The organism is Paraburkholderia sp. BR13439, assembly GCF_040948805.1.
GTDB classification, from domain to species: domain Bacteria; phylum Pseudomonadota; class Gammaproteobacteria; order Burkholderiales; family Burkholderiaceae; genus Paraburkholderia; species Paraburkholderia youngii.
Window position 1 is genome coordinate 110,704 of record NZ_JBFPKN010000016.1, and the last position, 20,233, is coordinate 130,936.

At 66.8% G+C, this 20,233-nt stretch carries 16 protein-coding genes; 4 read left to right on the forward strand and 12 right to left on the reverse strand.

Going from position 1 to position 20,233, the window contains the following annotated elements; translation table 11 throughout:
- The first annotated feature begins 103 nt into the window (after positions 1-103).
- Positions 104-1,159 (forward strand): sigma-70 family RNA polymerase sigma factor, encoded by a 1,056-nt coding sequence (locus tag AB3X96_RS28275; protein ID WP_368592322.1) that lies wholly within the window; start codon positions 104-106, stop codon positions 1,157-1,159.
- Here AB3X96_RS28275 and AB3X96_RS28280 read toward each other — a convergent pair.
- From AB3X96_RS28280 to AB3X96_RS28290, 3 genes are all read right to left on the reverse strand, one after another.
- Positions 1,115-2,389, reverse strand: coding sequence for an EAL domain-containing protein (locus AB3X96_RS28280; RefSeq protein ID WP_368592323.1), 1,275 nt, complete (start codon positions 2,387-2,389; stop codon positions 1,115-1,117). The genes AB3X96_RS28275 and AB3X96_RS28280 overlap by 45 nt on opposite strands.
- A 320-nt stretch (positions 2,390-2,709) precedes the next feature.
- Complete coding sequence (gene mdtD, locus AB3X96_RS28285; RefSeq protein ID WP_368592367.1) at positions 2,710-4,095, reverse strand: multidrug transporter subunit MdtD; 1,386 nt, start codon at positions 4,093-4,095, stop codon at positions 2,710-2,712.
- Positions 4,096-4,299: 204 nt separating this feature from the next.
- On the reverse strand, positions 4,300-5,718 hold the full coding sequence (locus tag AB3X96_RS28290) for a PLP-dependent aminotransferase family protein (protein WP_176121691.1): 1,419 nt from the start codon (positions 5,716-5,718) through the stop codon (positions 4,300-4,302).
- 184 nt (positions 5,719-5,902) lie between these two features.
- Between AB3X96_RS28290 and AB3X96_RS28295 the strand changes: the two genes are divergently transcribed.
- The gene (locus tag AB3X96_RS28295) at positions 5,903-6,208 is read left to right on the forward strand and encodes a DUF2917 domain-containing protein (protein ID WP_368592324.1); all 306 of its coding nucleotides are present in this window, start codon (positions 5,903-5,905) and stop codon (positions 6,206-6,208) included.
- A 46-nt stretch (positions 6,209-6,254) separates the two neighbouring features.
- Here AB3X96_RS28295 and AB3X96_RS28300 read toward each other — a convergent pair whose 3' ends face one another.
- Complete coding sequence (locus tag AB3X96_RS28300) at positions 6,255-7,496, reverse strand: citrate/2-methylcitrate synthase (RefSeq protein WP_368592325.1); 1,242 nt, start codon at positions 7,494-7,496, stop codon at positions 6,255-6,257.
- A 126-nt stretch (positions 7,497-7,622) separates the two neighbouring features.
- On the opposite strand from AB3X96_RS28300, the gene AB3X96_RS28305 reads away from it, so the two are divergent.
- On the forward strand, positions 7,623-9,032 hold the full coding sequence (locus tag AB3X96_RS28305; RefSeq protein WP_368592368.1) for a CoA transferase: 1,410 nt from the start codon (positions 7,623-7,625) through the stop codon (positions 9,030-9,032).
- 73 nt (positions 9,033-9,105) lie between these two features.
- Here AB3X96_RS28305 and AB3X96_RS28310 read toward each other — a convergent pair whose 3' ends face one another.
- The gene (locus AB3X96_RS28310) at positions 9,106-9,852 is read right to left on the reverse strand and encodes a GntR family transcriptional regulator (protein ID WP_013090333.1); all 747 of its coding nucleotides are present in this window, start codon (positions 9,850-9,852) and stop codon (positions 9,106-9,108) included.
- 196 nt (positions 9,853-10,048) lie between these two features.
- Between AB3X96_RS28310 and AB3X96_RS28315 the strand changes: the two genes are divergently transcribed.
- The gene (locus tag AB3X96_RS28315) at positions 10,049-10,894 is read left to right on the forward strand and encodes an aldo/keto reductase (RefSeq protein ID WP_368592326.1); all 846 of its coding nucleotides are present in this window, start codon (positions 10,049-10,051) and stop codon (positions 10,892-10,894) included.
- A 93-nt stretch (positions 10,895-10,987) separates the two neighbouring features.
- Here the strand turns inward: AB3X96_RS28315 and AB3X96_RS28320 are convergent, their stop codons facing one another.
- From AB3X96_RS28320 to AB3X96_RS28350, 7 genes are all read right to left on the reverse strand, one after another.
- Positions 10,988-11,449 carry a Rap1a/Tai family immunity protein gene (locus tag AB3X96_RS28320; protein WP_176105225.1) on the reverse strand — a complete coding sequence of 154 codons (462 nt, stop codon included), beginning with the start codon at positions 11,447-11,449 and terminating at the stop codon, positions 10,988-10,990.
- Positions 11,450-11,777: 328 nt separating this feature from the next.
- Positions 11,778-12,617 (reverse strand): hypothetical protein, encoded by an 840-nt coding sequence (locus tag AB3X96_RS28325; RefSeq protein WP_368592327.1) that lies wholly within the window; start codon positions 12,615-12,617, stop codon positions 11,778-11,780.
- A 407-nt stretch (positions 12,618-13,024) separates the two neighbouring features.
- Positions 13,025-15,214, reverse strand: coding sequence for an ABC transporter ATP-binding protein (locus tag AB3X96_RS28330; RefSeq protein WP_368592328.1), 2,190 nt, complete (start codon positions 15,212-15,214; stop codon positions 13,025-13,027).
- Positions 15,211-16,116, reverse strand: a complete 906-nt coding sequence (locus tag AB3X96_RS28335; RefSeq protein ID WP_368592329.1) for an ABC transporter permease — start codon at positions 16,114-16,116, stop codon at positions 15,211-15,213. Before AB3X96_RS28335 ends, AB3X96_RS28330 begins: the two co-directional genes overlap by 4 nt.
- On the reverse strand, positions 16,113-17,141 hold the full coding sequence (locus AB3X96_RS28340; RefSeq protein WP_368592330.1) for an ABC transporter permease: 1,029 nt from the start codon (positions 17,139-17,141) through the stop codon (positions 16,113-16,115). Before AB3X96_RS28340 ends, AB3X96_RS28335 begins: the two co-directional genes overlap by 4 nt.
- A gap of 41 nt (positions 17,142-17,182) precedes the next feature.
- Positions 17,183-18,856 (reverse strand): ABC transporter substrate-binding protein, encoded by a 1,674-nt coding sequence (locus AB3X96_RS28345; protein ID WP_368592331.1) that lies wholly within the window; start codon positions 18,854-18,856, stop codon positions 17,183-17,185.
- A gap of 288 nt (positions 18,857-19,144) precedes the next feature.
- Positions 19,145-20,188, reverse strand: a complete 1,044-nt coding sequence (locus AB3X96_RS28350; RefSeq protein WP_368592332.1) for a HoxN/HupN/NixA family nickel/cobalt transporter — start codon at positions 20,186-20,188, stop codon at positions 19,145-19,147.
- Positions 20,189-20,233 lie beyond the last annotated feature (45 nt).

The window sequence follows — 20,233 nt, forward strand, 5'->3', positions numbered from 1 at the left end:
TTGCCCATGCGTCAAGCTCAGGAATACCGAACATGACGCGCGCCTGACCCATGCCACTGGTGTACAGCCGCTTTTTCACGACGCAATATCGGGAGGTCTACGCATGACGGAACAGGGAATCGACAAGGCATCCAGTTTCGAAGCCGCGCGCGCCCGTCTGCTGGCGCTCGCATATCGGATGCTTGGCAGTCGTGCGGAGGCCGAAGACGTGGTGCAGGACGTCTGGCTCAAATGGCATCTGGCCGATACGCAGGCGGTGCAAACGCCGGTCGCGTGGCTCACCACGCTCACCACCCGCACGGCGATCGACCGTCTGCGGCACGCGCAGCGCGAGCGCGCGTCGCAGGCTTGCGGCTGGTTGCCGGAGCCGTGGCTCGACGAGGTCGCACCATCGGCGGAGGAGTTGGCATTGCGCGCGGCCGATATGTCATATGGCGTGATGTTGCTGCTCGAACATCTGAAGCCAGACGAACGCGCGGCGTTCGTCCTGCATGAAGCGTTCGAGTGCGGTTATGCCGAAATCGCGTCGATTCTCGAGCGCACACCGGCCTCTTGCCGGCAAATGGTTCATCGCGCCAAGGAGCGTCTGAAACGGGCGGGCGCGCCGTTGGAGCGGCCCGATCCAGCGGTGCATGGGCGAATCGTCGAGCGATTGCGCGCGGCGCTCGAAGCGCAAGACCGGGCGGGCTTGCTGCAGCTTTTCAACGACGCGCCGCAACTGATCAGCGACGTACCTTTGTACGCTACGCCCACTCCATTCCCTACGGCCAATCCGGCCCTTCGGGCACAAGGGCCAACACCTGGAGCCGAAGCGCAGCGCGCCCGCGAACCGGGTTCAGGTCCGAAGTGGATCGCTGTGGTTACATCGCTCGCGCAACAGGCGAGCTATACCGAGGTGGTGTCGATGGCGGGTGCGGTGTGTATCGCACTGTTCTGCGACGGCGATATCGTCGGGCTAATCGACGTGGTGACGGACGGCGCAACGGACCTTTCGGCGAGAATCGTCTCGCTGCGCATCGTGGCCAGCGCCGCGCATTTGCGGGCGGCCAACCGAATGCTGGGCCGTGAGGCGGTCAAGAAACTGCTTGCCCGCATCAAGGGCCATCCGGAGGTGTCAGCTGCGGTGAGCCGCGACTTCCCAGTTGATGTCGACGCATAGCACCTGCGTACCATGCGAGTTATGCGCGGCAATCGAGGCCGTGACGCACAGATGCGCTTCGTTGATCGACAGATACGGCGGTGTTAGATGAACCCGCCCCGGTTGACGCATCGCCTGAATGAAGTACGGGCGGCGCTCCCAACTGGCGCCTTCGGAATGCAGCAGCGGGCTGAAGCGCTTTGCGCGTTGCGATGTGCGGCCCGGCGGCAGCACGTTGTCGCCGATCTGCCGGCCCGATCCGTCCAGGACAAAGCAGCGCGCCGTTTCTCCCAGCGCGAGCAGAGGTGCGGTCGCCTGCGTGATCGATTCCCCGGCAATCAACTGAGCTGCGGCAGCCTCGAGCGCGGTGACATACGGCGCGAGCCGCGCGGATTGCGCTTTCTCTCGAGCAGCAACGCGTTCGCGCAGCGAAGCGGAGAGCGAATCCATCAGGCCAGCGGCAACCTGAGGCTTGACGGGTTCGACGCTCGGGCCCGCGAAAAATGCGCCCTGGACGAAGTCCACATTGCATTCGAGCGCGATCAGCGCGTCGCGCTCGGTGCTCAGACCGCCCATCAGCACCAGTTGCCCGGACTCGTGCAACAGGGAGACGAGGCCCGGCAACACGCGTTCGATGTGCGAGTGTTCACTCGCTTGCGCCAGGATGCAGCGGTCGAGCGTCACGATGTCCGGCCGCAGATTCCACACGCGGTCGATGTTCGAATGCTTGGCGCCAAAGCCGTCGAGCGCGATCAGAAAACCGGACTTGCGCAGCGAATCGACGATTTCGGCGAAGCGCGTGGTTTCGCCGCCGGCCTGTTCGGATACTTCGAGCACCACGCGTTGCGGCGGCAGGCCGAGCGTCTTCAGGCTGGCAAGCAGCGCGTCGCCGTAGCTGGTGTCCATCAGCGCGGCCGGATGCAGGCTGAGGAAGAGCCATTCGTCGTGGCTGTCGAACGCGTTGAAGTTGCCAAGGTGCAGCGATTCGGCCAGCCGTCCGAGTTCGAGCAAGTCGCCGCGTCGCGCGGCCTGCGTAAAGACTTCGTGCGAGGGCACTTGCTGCTCATGCTCGTCGTGCACGCGCAGCGACGCGTGATACCCGATCGCGCGCCGGTGCGATACCGAGAAGACCGGTTGAAACACGCTGAAAACGGTGTAGCCGCCATACAGAACGGTACGGCGGGAGCCTTCGTCGCCGGCCATCGGGCGTGGTGGCTGGAAGCCGGGAGGATCGAGTTCGATCATGCTCATCATGTCGGTCGTGTGGAAATGGCGGCGCTTGCAGGGCTCGGCAGGAGTTCGCACGCGCAGACTAAGAGTTTACAGGATAGTCGAGCAAGAACTATGCGCGTGTACCAACAGAGCTCGAGCGCCTACCAGCAATGCTCCGAGGAAAACGTTCTGCGCCCGCTCCGCTACGAAGGCGACGACACGCACTTCACTGGTGCGGCACGCGCCCTGTTGCGGGTCGGTGACGCTGTTCAAGGATGCTGCGTGCAGGCCGCGCGGAGCGATGCCAGGAAATCCGTTTGTGAGCGCGCGAGGATGCGTCGTCCTGGCACGCGCGGCTTTCAGGTTCGCTCTGAAGGATCGGTCTTCTTCGTTGGCGTGCGGATCTCCGGCGACAACTGCGCAAAGATCCATGACGAACATGCGGTAATGATGCCGACACACAGGAATGTCGCATGAAACGCGGGCAGCGAATTCGCGGCGGTCACACGCTGCATGATGCCGGTAAAGGTCGTCAGCAACGCACCGGCCACGGTCACGCCGAGACTCATCGAAAGCATCTGCACGAGCGAAAACAGGCTATTGCCGCTGCTCGCGCCGCCGGTGCCCAGGTCCTTCAGCGTCAACGTGTTCATCGCGGTGAACTGCATCGAGTTCACGCCGCCAAAGATCGCCAGTTGCACGAGCCGCAGCCACAGCGGCTGATTCGTGCTCGTGAGCGCGAAACTCGCCATCATAAGACCCACCAGAATCGTGTTCGCCATCAGCACGCGCCGGTAGCTGTACTTCTGAATCAGCGTCGTCACGAGACGCTTCGTTGCCATGCCCGCGGCCGCCACGGGCAGCATCATCAGCCCGGCTTCGAATGCGCTATAGCCGAGGCTCACCTGCAACAGCAGAGGAATCAGGTAGGGCATCGAGCCGCTGCCGATCCGCGCGAACAGATTGCCGAGCAGCCCGACGCTAAACGTGTGAATATTGAACAGCTCGAGCGGAAAGATCGGCTCGGGCTCGCGCACCGCGTGCAGACCATATGCAACGAAGCACGCCATGCTCAGAATCAGCAGCACCAGCACCGTCGCATGTTGTATGCCGAACTCGGTGCGGCCATCGAGCGCGAACGAAAGTGCCACCATGCCCACCACCAGCAGCAGGTAGCCGCCGAGGTCGAATTTGCCTGTGTGTTCGTTGCGGCTATCCGGCATGAAAATAAACGTGGCAATGCAGCCCACGATGCCTACCGGCACGTTGATTAGAAAGATCCAGTGCCACGACGCGATTTTGACGAGCCAGCCGCCGAGCGTCGGTCCGATCAACGGTCCGATCAGGCCCGGGATCGCCACGAAGGCCAACGCCGGCAGATAGCGCTCCGCCGGAAAGGTACGCAGCACCGCGAGCCGCCCAACCGGCAGCAGCATCGCGCCGCCCACGCCTTGCAGAATGCGGAAGAGCACCAGTTGGTTCAGCGTGCGCGCGTTCGCGCACAGCAGCGAGCCCACCGCGAACACGAGGATCGCACTGAAGAACACGCGCCGCGTGCCGAGTCTGTCGGCGAGCCAGCCGGACACGGGGATCATCACCGCCATTGTCAGCGAGTAGGCGATCACCACCGATTGCATGCGCAGCGGCAGCTCGCCGAGGCTTGCCGCCATCGCGGGGAGTGCGGTGTTGACGATCGTCGAATCGAGCGTCTGCATGAAGAAGCCGGTGGCGACCAGCCACAGCATCACCGTCAGTGCGCGGGGCGAAGGGCCAGAGGGGAGGTCGGGAGCGAGGGCGGGCGGAGTCGGCGTCGTAGACATATGAAGCGGCTGGGCGCGCTCGGTCGGGCTGGGACTCGCTATTCTAGGGAAAAGCGAGTCCTGGCGCAGCAAGCGGCGCGGTCTTGCGCAGGTGTCGGCGCTGCGGCTCGGCCGCGGTCTGCGCCGTCTTCACACATCAGCCGGCAACTGCGCGGCCGCCTGAAAAAACGCCTGCGCCCGTGGCTCGTTGCCAAACGCCACATGAATCCTGATCCACGGGCTTGCCTCGCGATTCGGCCTGAAGTGTTGTCCAGGCAGCACCGTCACACCGAGCGGCACACCGCATTCAACGAGCCGCTCGGCGTCCGCGACATGGGGCACGCGCGCCCACACGAACTTGCCGCCCGCTGGTTCTTCGAAAATCTCCCAGCCGGAATCTTCGAGTGTCTGGACGGTCGAGCCGAGCGCGCCGCGCATCTGGCGGCGCAGTCGCTCCAGATATTTGCGATATGCGCCGCGCTCCAGCATCGACACCGCCACCGCTTCGGCAAACCGCGAGCCGCCGATGCTCGTCAGCATCTTGATATCGACCAGATCCTTGATGATCGCGTGACTCGCAACCACGCAGCCGATCCGTAGCGACGACGACAGCGTCTTCGACAGTCCGCCGATGTAGATCACCTGTTCGAGTTGGTCGAGGGTCGCGAGGCGATCGGTGAGCTCGGTCTGAAAATCCGCGTAGATATCGTCCTCGATAATCTGGAAGCCATGCTCACGCGCTAGTTGCAGCAAACGGAACGCGACCTGCGGTGCGACCGTGGTGCCGGTCGGATTGTGGAACACGGTGTTGATGAGCAGCAATCTGGGCCGGTGCAGCTTCAGTTGCGCCTGCATCGCATCGAGGTCGGGACCGCTGCCGGTTCGCGGAATGCCGATCAGCTTCATGCCGTGCAGTCGCAACAGGCCGTACAGGTTGTAGTAACCGGGGTCCTCGACAAAGATCGTGTCGCCAGGCTTCAGCATGTAGCGCACGAGCAGATCGAACGCCTGGCTCGCGCCATTGGTGATCAGAATCTGCGACGCGTCCGCCTGGATGCCCAATTGGCCAATACGGCCGCGCAACTGTTCGCGCAAGACGGGATTGCCGAGCGGCGTCGCGTATTCGACCATGCTCGCCGGATCGGTTCGCGACACGTGGCGAATCGCCTGCGCAATGCCATCGATGTCGCGCCAGCTTTCGGGAATGAAGCCGGTGCTGAGCTTCAGCGTCTCGCCCGGAAAGTTGAATTGCTCGAGCAAATGGTCCGACTCGACATCGGCGCGGCGCGGGTCCGACGTGCCCTGGCAACGCATGTCCGTCGGCTGGCGATCGGCGACGTAAAAGCCGGAGCCGTGGCGCGAGTCGACATAGCCGAGCGACACCAGCCGGTCGTATGCCTCGATCACCGGGAAGCGGCTCACGCCGAAGTCGGCGGCGAACTGGCGGATCGACGGCAGCTTCGAGCCAGGATGCGCATTGCGCGAACGGATCCACGCCGAAACGCCGGTGACGATCTGCTCGGTAAGCGGTACGCCGTTGTCCCGATCGAGCTGGATTTCGAGTTTCATACGCTTGCCTTCTGTCGCCGGCCCGCGAGCGCGCAAGCTTTTTGACCTGCGTCGGGCGAGCCATGCCAACTGTTCGGTTTTTTGACTGAACAGTTCCGATGAAAGTGTTCGGAACTGTGCATGGGTTTCCGATCATCGCATGCCAATAATCGGTACAACAGAAAGTTCTTCGAGGAGAACGGCGATGCGAGAAGTGCGAGTTTTCGAACTGGAACATGGCGAGCCCGTCACGGCCTGGCGCGTTGCGCGCCCGTCGATTTTCAAGATGATCAGCGGCAACGTCTGGCTGACCGTCGAGGGCGAGCATGAAGATCACTGGCTCGCGGCAGGGCAGTCGATCGAGTTGGCGCGCGGATCGGTGGCATGGATCAGCGCAGGGCGGGAGGGGGCGCGTTTCGCGCTGGCGAGCGGCTCGCAACGCAAGCTGCCGGCGCTGCTACTCGGCTGGCCGATACCGGCTTGGCTGGCGCGTCGACCGGGCGTGGTCTGATGCGGGGCGAACGGCGAGCCGCCGCTTTGCAGGCCCGACGTAGCCCCTAAGCAGCCCCTCCCGCCTCATACTCCCCGATATACCGCGCTCGCGGCCGGATCAACCGGCCATCGCGCGTCTGCTCCATCGCGTGCGCGATCCAGCCGACCACCCGCCCGAGCGCAAAGAGCGTGAACGCGGCGCCGGTCGGCAAGCCGAGCACGCGCTCGATCGCCGCAAGCGCGAAATCCACGGTCGGCTCGGCGCCGGTCGTGTCGCGCACCGCACGTGCGAGCTGCAGCACCTCGTTGAGCGGCGAGCGGGCCGGCGCGCAGTCGTCGAGCATCGTCAGCAACAACCGCGCGCGCGGATCGCCGTCCGGGTACAGCGGATGACCGAAGCCCGACAGCACCGGACCTTGCGCGCCGTGCTCGTGCCGCGCGAGGCGGTTCGCCAGATAGCGGTCCAGATCGGGCGAGCGCGACGCTTCATCGAGCAGGGCCGCAATGCGCACCGTTTCGCCGCCGTGACGCGGCCCGGAGAGCGCCGCGAGGCCGCCCGCGACCGCGCCGAACAAGTGCGTGCCCGTCGACGTGATGCAGCGGACCGTGAACGTCGACGCGTTCAGCTCGTGATCCGCGCACGCTACCAGCGCCGCGCGCAGCAGCCCGCTTTGCGGCCGGCTGCGCACCCGCCAGGCCGTCGCGATCTGCCGATGCAGCGGTTCGTTCGACGGCGCCGCCGGCAGCATCGCGGCGGCCAGCAGCCGCATCACGGCGCACGCGGTGTCCAGTTGGGCGTCGCGGCCGAGCGCCCACACGCGCGGCATCTGCGCGGCGGCGGCCGGCAGCAGCACGAGCGCGCGATCGAGTGGCGTGCTGTCACTCCACAGCTTGAGCCACGCGGCCCATTGCGCGGGGGCGAGCGGCACGGCGGGCGCATCGGCGATGCGCCGCGCGCTGCATTGCCACAGCAGCGCCGCGACGTCTTCGAGGGACGCACTGCGTGCAAGCTCGATCGCATCGTGCCCGCGATACAGCAGCCGACCGTCCGCGACCAGCGTGATCGACGATTCGAGCACCGGCACGCCCCAGTCGAGCACCTTCTGCGCGACCTTGCCCGCTCGCTTGCCGTCCGCCTTGCGACGCGCAAGGCGCCGCACCTCGGCGGCATCGTAGAGGCGATGCCTGCCTTGCGCATCCGGCGACGAGCCGAGCATGCCGCGGCTCACGTACGCGTACAGCGTCGGCAAGCTGACGCCGAGCGTCGCGGCTGCTTCGGCGGCGGTCAGATAAATCGGGGCTGACATGAAAGCGGGTGAAAACCGAAGAAATCAATATATGTTGATTATCATAATCAAGATTGATTGCAGCAAGGCGCAAATTTAGACTCGGTGCACCTGCTTCCTGTGCGCGCGGTCAACGCGCCCGATGCCATGACACCCGAACTCGCCCTCAAGCACATCTGGACCCTCGCCGGCTGCGATCCGGTCGCGCTGCACGCCGTGTCGCTTGCCGGCGCGGACCCCGGCTTGCCATCGGTCTATCGCGTCGGCAGCCTCGCGTCGTCGACCATCGCGGCGACGGGCCTCGCGGCCGCCGAATACTGGCACCTGCGCAGCGGACACAGGCAACGGGTGTCGGTGCAGATGCATCGCGCGCTGGCGGCGTTTCGCAGCGAACGCTATCTGCGGATCGACGATGGGCCGCCGCCCGCGCTGCGCGATGCGGTCACTGGCTTCTACGAAACGGGCGACGGCCGCTGGATCCAGCTGCACACGAATTTTGCGCATCACTTGAAGGGCGTGCTCGACGTGCTCGGCTGTGACAACGGCCGGGAGTCGGTGGCGGCCGCGATTCGCGGCTGGGAGGGCGCGACGCTCGATCAAACGCTCGCCGACGCGGGCCTATGCGCCGCCTTGATTCGCACGCCCGACGAATGGGCCGCGCTCGAGCAGGCCAAAGCGATCGCGCGCTTGCCGCTGTTCGAGATCGAGCGCATCGGCGACGCGCCGGCCGAGCCGCCGCGCCACGCCGACGCCGACGCCGAACCGGGCGTCGATCGTCCGCTCGCGTGCGTGCGGGTGCTGGATCTGTCGCGGATCATCGCCGGACCGGTGGCCGGCCGCGCGCTCGCGCATCATGGCGCGGACGTGATGACGATCAACGGGCCGCATCTGCCGAACATCGCGCCGCTCGTGATCGACAACGGCCGCGGCAAGCGTTCGGCGCTCGTCGATCTGCGCGACGCCGCTGGCTGCGACACGTTGCGCGGACTCGCGCGCGATGCCGACGTGTTCCTGCAGGCCTATCGTCCGGGCGCGCTCGCGGCGCGCGGCTTCGGGCCGGACGAGCTGGCGCGCCTGCGGCCTGGCATCGTCTATGTGTCGGTGTGCGCGTACGGGTACACGGGGCCGTGGGCGCAGCGACGCGGCTTCGATAGTCTGGTGCAGTCGGCGAGCGGCATCGCGTGGACGGAGCGCGCGGCGGCGGGTTCGGCCGAGCCGCGGCATCTGCCGTGTCAGGCGCTCGATCACGCGACCGGCTATCTGGCCGCGTTCGGCGCGATGGTCGCGCTCGCGCGGCGGGCACGCGAGGGTGGCAGCTGGCATGTGAAGGTGTCGCTTGCGCAGACCGGGCGCTGGCTGCAGTCGTTCGGGCTGCTGGCCGATGGACAGCAGGCGCCCGAGATGTCGCTCGACGATGTGCGCGATTGCGTCGCGAGCGTGCAATCGGAGTTTGGGTGCGTGCTGGGCGTCCAGCCCGCCGAAGAACTGGAACAGACGCCGGCGTTTTATGCGCTGCCGCCGGCGCGCATCGGCGCGCACGAAGCCCGGTGGACGTAACAGGGTAGCGTGCGCCGCGTTGGAGTTTGAAGCGCGGCGCGCCCGGCTGCGGGACCATTCACCGAGCCGCAGCCTACTTCCTCAACTCCGCCACGAAGTCGTAGTAATCGTTGCGGCAGTACGTGTCCGTCAACTCGATAGCGCGCTGATCCGCCGTATAGCCCACGCGCGTGATCAACAGCAACGCCTCGTTCGGCGCGATGCTCATCTGCTGCGCGATCTCGTCGCTCGCGTTCACCGCGCGAAAGTGCTGCAGCGCGCGCACGATCGTCAGTCCGCGGTTCTCCAGGTACGTGTACAGCGAGTCGCCGATTGCTTGCGGATCGGGAATCACCGCGGCGGGGAACGTCGAATTCTCGACCGCCATCACGATGCCGTCGGCGAGCCTCAGCCGCCGCAGCCGTGTGACCGCGGCGGCCGGCGACAGCCCCAACTGGATCACCTCGTCGCGATTGGCCGGCGAGATTTCCCGCGACAGCCACTTCGAACTCGGTGTGAAGCCGCGCCGCCGCAGCATTTCGCTGAAGCTGGACAGGCGCGACAACGGATCTTCATAGCGCGGCGTGATGAAGCTGCCCGCGCCCTGGGTGCGGCGAATCAAACCCTGCTCGACGAGCAGCGCGATCGCCTTACGCGACGTGATGCGCGATACGCCGAGCGCCTCCGACAGTACCCGCTCGGAGGGGAGCGCCTCGCCGGCGTTCCAGCGGTTTTCGTGGATCGCGCTGCCGAGCTTGCGGGCAAGTTGCAGATAGAGCGGCGTGTCGTTTTCCGGGTCCGGGCGCAGGTCGCGCCAGCGGTCTTCCGAGGCAGAGGTCATGGGGCTCACGCAAGATGGGCAAGCGGCAATTTTAAAACATCGGCGCGCCCCGTTATAGCCGGCTTTTGCCTGGCGCGCCGTCGTGAGGCCGCGGAGCCGCTAAACTCATCTCCAGGTTTTTCGTAGCATGCGTTGCGCGGTGAGGCCGCGCGCAATTGCATCGCATCCGGATCGAGCCACTTTCGAAGGAGTCAGCATGACGAGCGAAATCGTAAGCGTGAGCTTGCCGGGCGGCGAGCGCATTCCGGCGCTGGGGCAGGGCACGTGGGAGATGGGCGAGCAGCGGGCACGACGCGCGGCGGAAATCGATGCGCTGCGCTGCGGCATCGAACTCGGCATGACGCTGATCGACACCGCCGAAATGTACGGCGACGGCGCGACCGAGTCGCTGCTCGGCGAAGCGCTCGCCGGTTTGCGCGACAAGGTGTTTCTGGTCAGCAAGGTGTATCCGCACAACGCCAGCCGGCGCGGCGTGATCGCCGCGTGTGAGCAGAGCCTGAAGCGTCTGAAGACGGACCGGCTGGATTTGTATCTGCTGCACTGGCGTGGCTCGGTGCCGCTCGCGGACACCGTCGATGGCTTCGAGGCGCTGCGGCACGCGGGCAAGATCCGTCAATGGGGCGTGAGCAACTTCGATACCGACGACATGGAAGAACTCGTCGCGACGCCAGGCGGCGACGCATGCGCGACCAACCAGATTCTGTACAACGTGGCGCGGCGCGGGCCGGAGTTCGATCTGCTGCCATGGCTCGCCGAGCGCGGCACGCCGGCGATGGCATACAGCCCGATCGATCATGCGCGGCTGCCGAAACGCTCGCCGCTCGACGACATCGCCGACGCGCGCGGCGTCTCCGTGTTTCAGGTGGCGCTCGCGTGGGTGCTGGGCAAGCCCAATGTGTGCGCGATTCCGAAGGCGGCGCGGGTCGAGCATGTGCGCGACAACTATCGCGCGTCGCAACTGGTGCTGGAAGCCGGAGAACTCGCCGCGCTCGACGCGTACTTCAAGCCGCCGCGCGGCAAGCGTGCGTTGGAGATGTTGTAAGCGCCGGCGCGGCCGCCGTCCGTTGCGGAGCGGCGGCGCGCGAGGCTCTGAGCGAGGTGGGCGCGGATGACGCCGCGCGCGCTGACGCGGCGCTCAGGTGCAGGGGTGGTGCTGATGCACGGAGCCGAGCACGGCGACTTCGGCGGGGGTGTGCTGCAGTGCGTCGTCCGGTACCTGAGCGGCATCGGCGAGGAAGTCGTCGACGATCGACGACACCGGCACGTCGGACAGACATAGCGACACGCGCTGGGTTTCGTTGGCGGGGAAGGTGGCGCGTTGGGCGAGGAACAGTACGCCGTATTGATAACCGTGGATGATGCCGCGGATCGCGCTGACGCATTGCCCTTGCGCGACGTTGTCGTGGCGCTGTTTGCAGCTCTGTACGAGCGAGTAGGCGGAGAAGCTCGGATCGACCGGTGGCGCCGCTTGCGACAGGGTTTGCGCCATTGGCTGCGCGGGAGTTTGCGCATTGGCGAGCGATGCGAGGCCCAGGGCGGTAGCCATCAGCACGGCGGCTGCCGTGCGGGTCGCGGAGGGGGGAACACTTCTATGCATGTTGTGGGCCCTCATATCGAACGATGAATTTGATATGAGGCGGTCGTCTCGGATTGGTTCCATGACACTCACGCGCAGGGGAGGTTGTGTTCCCGCCGCTCGCGGTGCGGTTCGCGCGACGATGCGAGGCGCGGCTCGCGCACTCTCCGGGCCATTCCGTCAGCGCGCGCCGCAGGCGGGCGGGCCGCTCCGACCGGCCTGCGGCGGTGACGCCCGACCGGGGGATCGGGACGCCACCGCCGTTGCCAGCGGATAGCGGACAGTATGCCGGGACATGTCGCCGGCGGGTAGGGCGCGGGGGTACCCTACCCGGGGCAACGGGCGACGCCTAGTGCCCGTTCCCGCCGCCGTTGCCACTGCCGCCGCTGCCGCCACCCTTGCCTCCGTGACCGCCGCCGAAGCCTCCGCCAAAGCCTCCGCCGAACCCGCCACCGAAGCCACCGCCCAAGCCACCACCAAAGCCACCACCATGCGCGCCGCCGAAACCACCACCCGGGCCGCCACCGCCAAAGCCACCGCCCGGACCACCGCTGGAGCCTCCGCAACCGCAGCCGCCGCTCCCGCTGCCACCGCTGCTTGCGCCACCAGCACCGCCAGCACCGCCACCGCCGCTACTGCCGCCTCCACCGCCTCCACCGCCGCTACTGCCACCCCCACCGTTTCCGCCACCACTACTGCTACCGGCACCGTTACTTCCACCACCGCTATTTCCCTTACCGCCCGTGCCCGCACCGCCACTCCCACTTCCGCTCCCTGAACCCGCCGCCCCGGCGCCGCTGTTACCGCTTGCGCCAGCCCCGCTATTGCTCGAACCCGCCGCGCCGCCAGTACCACTGCCGCTGCCATTGCCACTGCCGCCGCCGAGCCGGCCGCAGCCCTGACCGCCGAGCCCGCCGCAGCCTACCGGCGCGAACACCGACGCGGCATCGTCTGCGGCGGTGGCGGCGCCGGCCTCGGCGCCGGTCGCCGCATCGTCGTTCTGCGCGAGCAGCAGCGGCGCTGAATCGCCGGATGGCGCTCGCGACGCGTCGGCCAGCACCGTCGAGCGAGGGATCACGTCCGCCGACGCCCCGTAAGCGGCGTCGCCCGCCAGCACCGCGACCCCGATGAGGACCACTGCGCGGCGCATCATTGCGCAGTAATGCTGATCTGACTTTCTGGTTTTCATCGCGCGTCTCCAGCTGCCACAGCGGCGGCCGAACAGTCTGCACGCGGGTCTTGTCGAACCCCGAGTCCGTCGTGTCGAAGTTGGCCGCGCGTCGCTGCCGTGCTGATCGCTTGATATCGCGTCATCGCGTGGTGACGCTCGTCGTGCGGATGTGCGCGGCGTTGCGCGCCCGGTTTGGCTTCGAATCTCTGGCCGCAAATTTAGCGATATCCGTGCCACGCGTCGCAGAGCCTTGAAGCGACGCGGGCGACCTCGGGATGTACGATGCGCACGCCGGAAAAACGCCTGAAAACGTTGCGACGATGAAACGCGCGGACACAAAAGCGTGTTCCGACGCGGGATTCGTAAAGGGGACGCTGTGCTGGGGGACGCCGCGTCACGCGACGTCGATGAGGGCCGAGTCGACGCTAGCTGGCGTTTTCCGACGCGTCGTCGGAAGCGGCGCCGTTCGCCGGGTTGCCCGCGTTGACGTCGCGCTGCTCGCATTGCAGCTCGCGCAGCGTGGCGGCCGGAATATGGCAGCGAATCCGGTGCGCGGAAGGCGAGTCGGCGGCGCCGCCGGCGTCGAGGAACGGCGGGTCCTGCTGCTCGCAGATCGCGCCGAGCTTGCGCGGACAGCGCGTGTGAAACACGCAGCCCGACGGCATCGCGCCGGCCCCGGGCAACTCGCCCGTCAGATGGATGCGCGTACGTCGATGTTCCTCGCCGGACGCGCGTTCGCCCGGCAGCGTCGGCACGGCGGACAACAGCGCCTCGGTATAGGGATGCTGCGGTCCATCGAACACTGCCGCCGCCGGGCCGATTTCGAGGAGCCGGCCGAGATAGAGCACCGCGATGCGATCCGACACATAGCGCACCACGTGCAGATCGTGCGAGATGAACACGTAGCTGACGCCGCGCTCGCGCTGCAGATCGGCGAGCAGGTTCAGGATCGCGGCCTGCACCGACACGTCGAGCGACGAAGTCGGCTCATCGCACACGACGACGCGTGGTTCACCGGCAAACGCGCGCGCAATCGCGACGCGCTGCTTGAGCCCACCCGATAACTGGCGCGAACGCGCGTCGAGATAGCGCTCGGGCAGCCGCACGGCGTCCGTCAGCGTGCCGAGCCTTTCGTCGATCTGGGGTCCGCGCAGCGCGGTGAAGCGCGCGAGCGCACGACCGATCAGCCGCTTGACCGAATGCGCGCGATTGAGCGCCGAGTCCGGATTCTGGAACACGATCTGCAGCGACTTCAGCTGCTCGTCGCTGCGTCGCGTGACGCGCGCGGCGAGCGGTGCGCCGTCGAGTTCGAGCACGCCGCCGGCATCGGGTGCGAGCAGGCCGAGCATCAGCCGCGCGAGCGTCGTCTTGCCGCTGCCCGACTCGCCGACGAGGCCGAGCGTCTCGCCGCTCGCGAGTTCGAGCGACACGTCGTCGACCGCGCGCAGCGGCGCACCGGATACGTGGAATGTTTTCGACAGGTGGCGAGCGCGCAAGACCGGCGCAGAGGACGCGCGCGCCGCCGCGTTGGATGATGCGGCCGCCACCGGCTCCTCGCTCGATGCCGCCCGCGGCAACTCGATCGCGCGCTCGTGGTAGTGGCAGCGCGCCATCTGATCCCCATGCGGAGCGCCGAGCCGATAGGGCGGCGGCGCGTCGCGGCGGCAGCGTTCGTCGGCGAGACGGCAGCGTTGCGCATAGATGCAGCCCTGCGTGACCGAGCCCGGCAGCGGCAGGCCGCCCGCGATCGTATCGAGCCGTTCGCGGTCCTTGCTGCGTCCGGCGCTCGGCAGGCAGCGCAGCAATCCGACCGTGTATGGATGACGCGGCCGCGCGAACACGTCCTGGGTCGCGCCTTCCTCGACCAGCTTGCCCGCGTACAGCACGCCGATGCGTTCGCACATGCGGCCGATCACCGCGAGGTTGTGGCTGATGAACAGCACCGCGGTGCCGAGCTCCTCGCGCAACTGCGCGACGAGGTCGAGCACTTCCGCTTCGACGGTCGCGTCGAGGCCGGTGGTCGGTTCGTCGAGAATCAGCAGCGCGGGGTTCGACGCGAGCGCCATCGCGATCACGACGCGCTGCTGCATGCCCCCCGACAGTTGATGAGGATAGCTGTCCATCACGCGCTCGGGCGCCGCGATACGCACGCGCTGCAACATCTCGAGCGTGCGATGCAACGCTTCGTCGCGTGCGACGCCAGCCGCCTCGAATGCTTCGGATATCTGGCGGGCAATCGTCAGCGACGGGTTCAGCGCGCGCCCAGGGTCCTGATAGACCATCGAGACGGTCGTCGCCCGCATGCTGCGCAGCGCGTCGGCGCCGAGCTTCTGCACGTCCGCGCCGGCGATCACGATCTTGCCGGCCTTCACCTTGCCGTTGCGTGGCAGGTAGCGCAGCGTCGCCATCGCGACGGTCGACTTGCCGCAGCCCGATTCGCCGACGAGCCCATACGCCTCGCCACGCCGCACGCGAAACGACACGTCCTGCAGCACTTCGCGATCGCGTCCGCGAATCCGGTAGGTGACCGTCAGGCCGACCACGGTCAGCGCATCGGTGCGATCGCTCTTCGACACGTCGAACGCGGCGAACGAGGAGGGCGGCGCGCCGTTCATCGGTCGAGCACTCCCTGCACGCTGTCGGCGATCAGATTGACGCCGACCACCAGCGACGCGATCGCGCCCGCCGCGAACACGACGGTCCACCACGCGCCGCCCGCCATCAGCGTGTACGACTCGGACAGCGCGAGCCCCCAGTCGGCCGACGGCGGCTGGATGCCGAAGCCGAGAAACGACAGCGTCGCGACCGCGAAGATCGCATAGCCGAGCCGCACCGTTGCTTCGACGACGATCGGCGGCAGCACGTTGGGCAGGATCTCCACGAACATGATGTACGGGGCGCGCTCGCCGCGCAGCTGCGCGGCGGCCACGTAGTCGAGATGGCGCTCGGCGAATACGGCGGCGCGCACGGTGCGCGCGGTGATCGGCGTGAAGGTGAGGCCGATCACGAGAATCACCGTGAGATTGGATGCGCCGACCGCGGCGAGCGCGAGCAGCGCGATGATCACGAGCGGCAGCGCGAGCACCGCGTCGATCACGCGGCCGATCACGTCGTCGACCCACCCGTCGAAGTAGCCGACCAGCAGGCCGAGCGCGGTGCCCGCCGCGGTGCCGAGCAGCGTCGCGAGCGGCGCGATGGTCAGGATGTCGCGCGCGCCGACGATCACGCGTGAGAATACGTCGCGGCCGAGCTGATCGGTGCCGAACCAGTGCGTGCGATCGGGCGGCGTGAGCGAATTGAGCGGATCGGACGCGTACGGATCGAGATGCACGAACCAGGGCCCGGCGATCGCGCAGACGATCCACCACGCGACGATCAGCGCGCCCACGATGAAGGTCGGCGAACTCAGAAGCAGCAGGAGGCGCGGGAAGCGTGGCTCGGCGGGCGCGCGCGGCGCGGAGCCCGGTGCGCCCGGCGCTGGTGGCATCGAAGGAGCCGGTGGCACGCTCGGATTCATTCCGCGGTCCTCACCCGCAGCCGCGGATTGAGCAGCACGTGCAGCGCATCGGCGATCAGATTCGCGAGCGTATAGACGACGCCGATCGTCAGCACGCCTGCTTCGAGCATCGGAAAGTCCTTCGCCTTGGCGGCGTTGTAGATCAGCGAGCCGATCCCCTGGTAGTGGAACAGCGTTTCGACCACCACGAGTCCGCCGATCATGTAGCCGAGCTGGGTGGCGGCGACGGTGATCGTCGGCAGCAGCGCGTTGCGCAGCACGTGCCGCCAGATCACGACGTGGCGTGGCAGGCCCTTGAGGATCGCGGTGCGCGTGTAGTCGGCGTCGAGCGCTTCGACGGTGCCCGCGCGCGCCATCCGCGCGATATAGCCGAAGAATACGAAGACGAGCGGCAGCACCGGCAGCACCAGATGCCGCAGCTGTTCGAGCACGCTTGCATCGGGCGGAAACGAGGCCTCGATCGGCAGCCAGCGCAGCCACACGCCGAACACGAGGATCAGCACGATCGACGACACGAACTCCGGCACCACGGTCGCCGACAAACCGGCAATGCTGATCGTGCGATCGAGCCAGCGCCCCGCATGCATCGCAGACCACACGCCGCCCGCAATCCCGAGCGGCACGACGACGATGAACGCGAAGAGGCCGAGCTTCGCCGAATGCGCTAGCGCATCGGCGATGAACGGCCCGACCGGTTCGCGATACGCGTACGACAGCCCCATGTTGCCGCGCACGAAATGCGTGATCCAGTCGATGTATTGCGTGAGCAGCGGCCGGTCGGCGCCGAGCTGATGATTGAGCGCGGCGACCGCGCGCGCATCGGCGAGCGGCCCGAGCACCGCGCGGCCGATATCGCCGGGCAGCAACTGGCCGCCCGCGAACACGATCAGCGACAGCAGCCACAGCGTGATCAGCGACAGACCCACGCGCGTCGCCAGAAAACGCGCGACGCGGCCTGCGTTGCCGTTCGTCGCACGCGGGAAACGCGATGCGTTCGAGGCGGGAGAGGGCGCCGGAGCCGACATCGTGAGTTCTCCTGCGAAAGGTGCCTCGAGCAGCGCGGTACTTACGCGCTCAGCGTCGCGCGATCGAAATACAGCTGCGCGAGCGCGGTGAAGCGCACGCCGTTCACGCCCTTGCGCATCGCGATCAGCTGATCGTAGAAGAACGGGATGATCAGCGGCGTTTCGTCGAGCAGCAGCGTCTGGATCTGTCCGGAGAGTTTCTTCTGCGTGGCGAGGTCGATCGCCGCGACGAACTGCGCGACCAGTTGATCGTATTGCGGATTCTTGAAGTGCGCAGCATTCCACGTGCCGTTGCTCGTGAGCGTCGCGTTGAGGAACACGTTCGGCACGCCGCGATGACCGTAGTCGGTGATGCCGAGCGGCGAGTCGAGCCAGTCGGATTTGCCCGGCGTGCCCGCGCCGTAGTACAGCGACTGGCTCTCGACCTTCAGGTTGATGCGCACGCCGATCGCCTTCGCGGCGTTCTGCACGACGACCGCGAGGTCGGGGATCTCCATGTATTTTTCGGTGGTCAGCGTGACATCGAAACCGTTCGGCACGCCGGCTTGCGCGAGCAGTTGCTTCGCCTTCGCGACATCGATCTTGCGTTGCGGCACGCCCGCGTCCGACGACGGAAACACCGGCGCGAACGGGCTGTCGTTGCCGAGTTGCGCGCGACCCTTGAAGAGACCACGCACGAGCACGTCGCGATCGAGCGACAGCGCGAGCGCCTGGCGCACGCGTTTGTCCTTGAAGAGCGGGCTGTCGTTGCGCATATGGATCTGCCGATGCGCGCTCGACTTCACGCCCACTGCCTTGTAGTCCGGATTGTTCAGAATGGCCGCGCCGCCCTGCACGGTGAAGGTGCCCATCACGTCGGCCTGGTGGCCTTGCAGCGCGAGCAGTTGCGCCTGTTCGTCCGCATAAAACGAAAACTGTACCCGTTGCGGTAACGCTTTGTCGCCCCAGTAGTCGGGATTGCGCACGAACGACGCGCCGACCTTCGGCTGATACTTTTCGAGTTTGAACGGGCCGGTGCCGATGAAGCTCTTTTCGTAGTTGCCCGCGAAGTTCGCGGGCAGGATCACCGCGTTGTAATTATCCGAGGAAACGTAGTAGGGGAAATTGCCGATCGGCGCGTCGAGATGAAACTCGACCGTGTGTTCGTCGACGACCTTCGCACCGCCTTTGGACAGCACGCCCTTCAATACCGACAACGCGGCCGAGCCGCTCGCGGGATCGGCGAGACGGTCGAAGGTGGCGACCACGTCTTTCGCGCCGAAGCTCTGGCCGTCGTGGAATTTCACGTTGGGGCGCAGCTTGAACGTCCACACGTCGCCCTTGTCGTTCGGCTTCCACGACAGCGCGAGCGCGGGTTTGAGCATCAGCTTCTCGCCGTCGTCATCGATCAGGAATTCGCCGGTCTGGTTCAGCAGCGCGAGGCTCGCGGCGTCGGTGACCGTCAGCGGATCGACGGCGCCCGCCGGCGTCAGATGCGCGACGCGGATCGTCTGGTTCGACGGGGCCGGCGCACCTTGCGCCCTCGCTCGCGGCGCGCCGAGCAAGCCGCCGCCCGCGGCTGAAAGACCGATCACGCTCGCGTAGCGCAGCAGTTCGCGGCGCGTGATGCGGCCGGCGAGGAATTCGTCGAGGGCGTGGTTGCCGTAGGCGTCGGCGGTGAGGCGGGCTGTGTTTAGTGCGTCAGATGCGAGAAGTCGGTCCGCTGGCGTTTTCATCGATGGCGTGTCCAGTCCGTTCTGTTGCCGGTTCCGAAGCGTCGCGCGAGCGGCGCGACAGCGCGAGAAAAGCCGTCTCAGTGTAAGCGATTGCTCGCGGCTCTGGCGCGCCGGCGGCGCACCGCGCCAGCCGATCGGGCGATAAACGGCGCGCGGTGTGTCGTCGTCGCAACGATTGCGCGATGCATGCTTGCGAGCGGTGCCCGCCGTAGCGGACAGAATGACGGCATCGCGCTGGAATCATTACCGATCGCCTCGCATGGGTCGAGTGAGTTATACCGGAACGAGTCATTTGGGCGCCGCGCTTGTTGCCGCGCCTGTCGCCGCGGTTGGCCGTCTCCAGCGATGAAACAGCACCGAGCCGATCCAGCACGCCATGAAGGCCGCGACGATCGCATAGCCGAGCGCGCCAAAGTGATCGTTGATGCGGGCGATCGCATCCAACACGCCGCCGCTCCAGCCGAAGCGGTCCGACAGTAGTCCCAACGCCTCGATGCCGCCGATCACGATCGCGACCACCGCCGACACGAACGTGATGCTCGCGTTGTAGTACAGCTTGCGCTTCGGGTCATCCATCGCCCAGCCGTATGCGTGCACCATCAGCAAGTTATCGGTCGAATCGACGAGCGTCATGCCGGCCGTGAAGAGCGCGGGGAACACGAGGATCGAGTAGAGCGGCAGACCGGTGCTCGCCTGCGACGCGGCAATCGCGAGCAGGCCGATCTCGGTCGCGGTATCGAAGCCGAGCCCGAACAGCACGCCGACCGGGTACATGTGCCAGCTTTTGGTCACCAGCCGGAACAGCGGCCGGAACGCACGCGACAGCAGCCCGGCTGGGGCGAGCGAATCGGTTGACGCGGTCGCCACGGCGCCATCGTGTTGCGCGTGCCGGTAGCGACGCCACACATCGCGCAGGATCACGAGATTGACCGCCGCGAGCACCAGCAGGAACGTCGCCGAAACCAGCGTGCCGAGCGTGCCGCCGAGTTCCTTGAGGCTCTCGAAGCGCCCGTGCAGCGAATGCGTGGTCCACGCGATGCCGATCGTCGCCGCGATCACGATGGTCGAGTGTCCGAGCGAAAACGCGAGCCCGATGCCGAGCGGCCGCTTGCCCGTTTGCATCAGCTTGCGCGTGACCGCGTCGATCGCCGCGATGTGGTCGGCGTCGACCGCATGACGCAGACCGAAGCCATACGCGAGCAGCGCGGTGCCGAGCAGCAGCGGGTAGTGGCGAAACGCGATCAGCGCCCACAGCCAGGTGCCGAGGTTGGCGGCGATCAGCGCCGCGTAGAGCGTGACGAGGCGACGGCGCAGCGAAGCGGTAGGCGTCATGTGGCGCGGGCGGATCAGTCAGCAGGTGAATGAGCAGGCAAATGA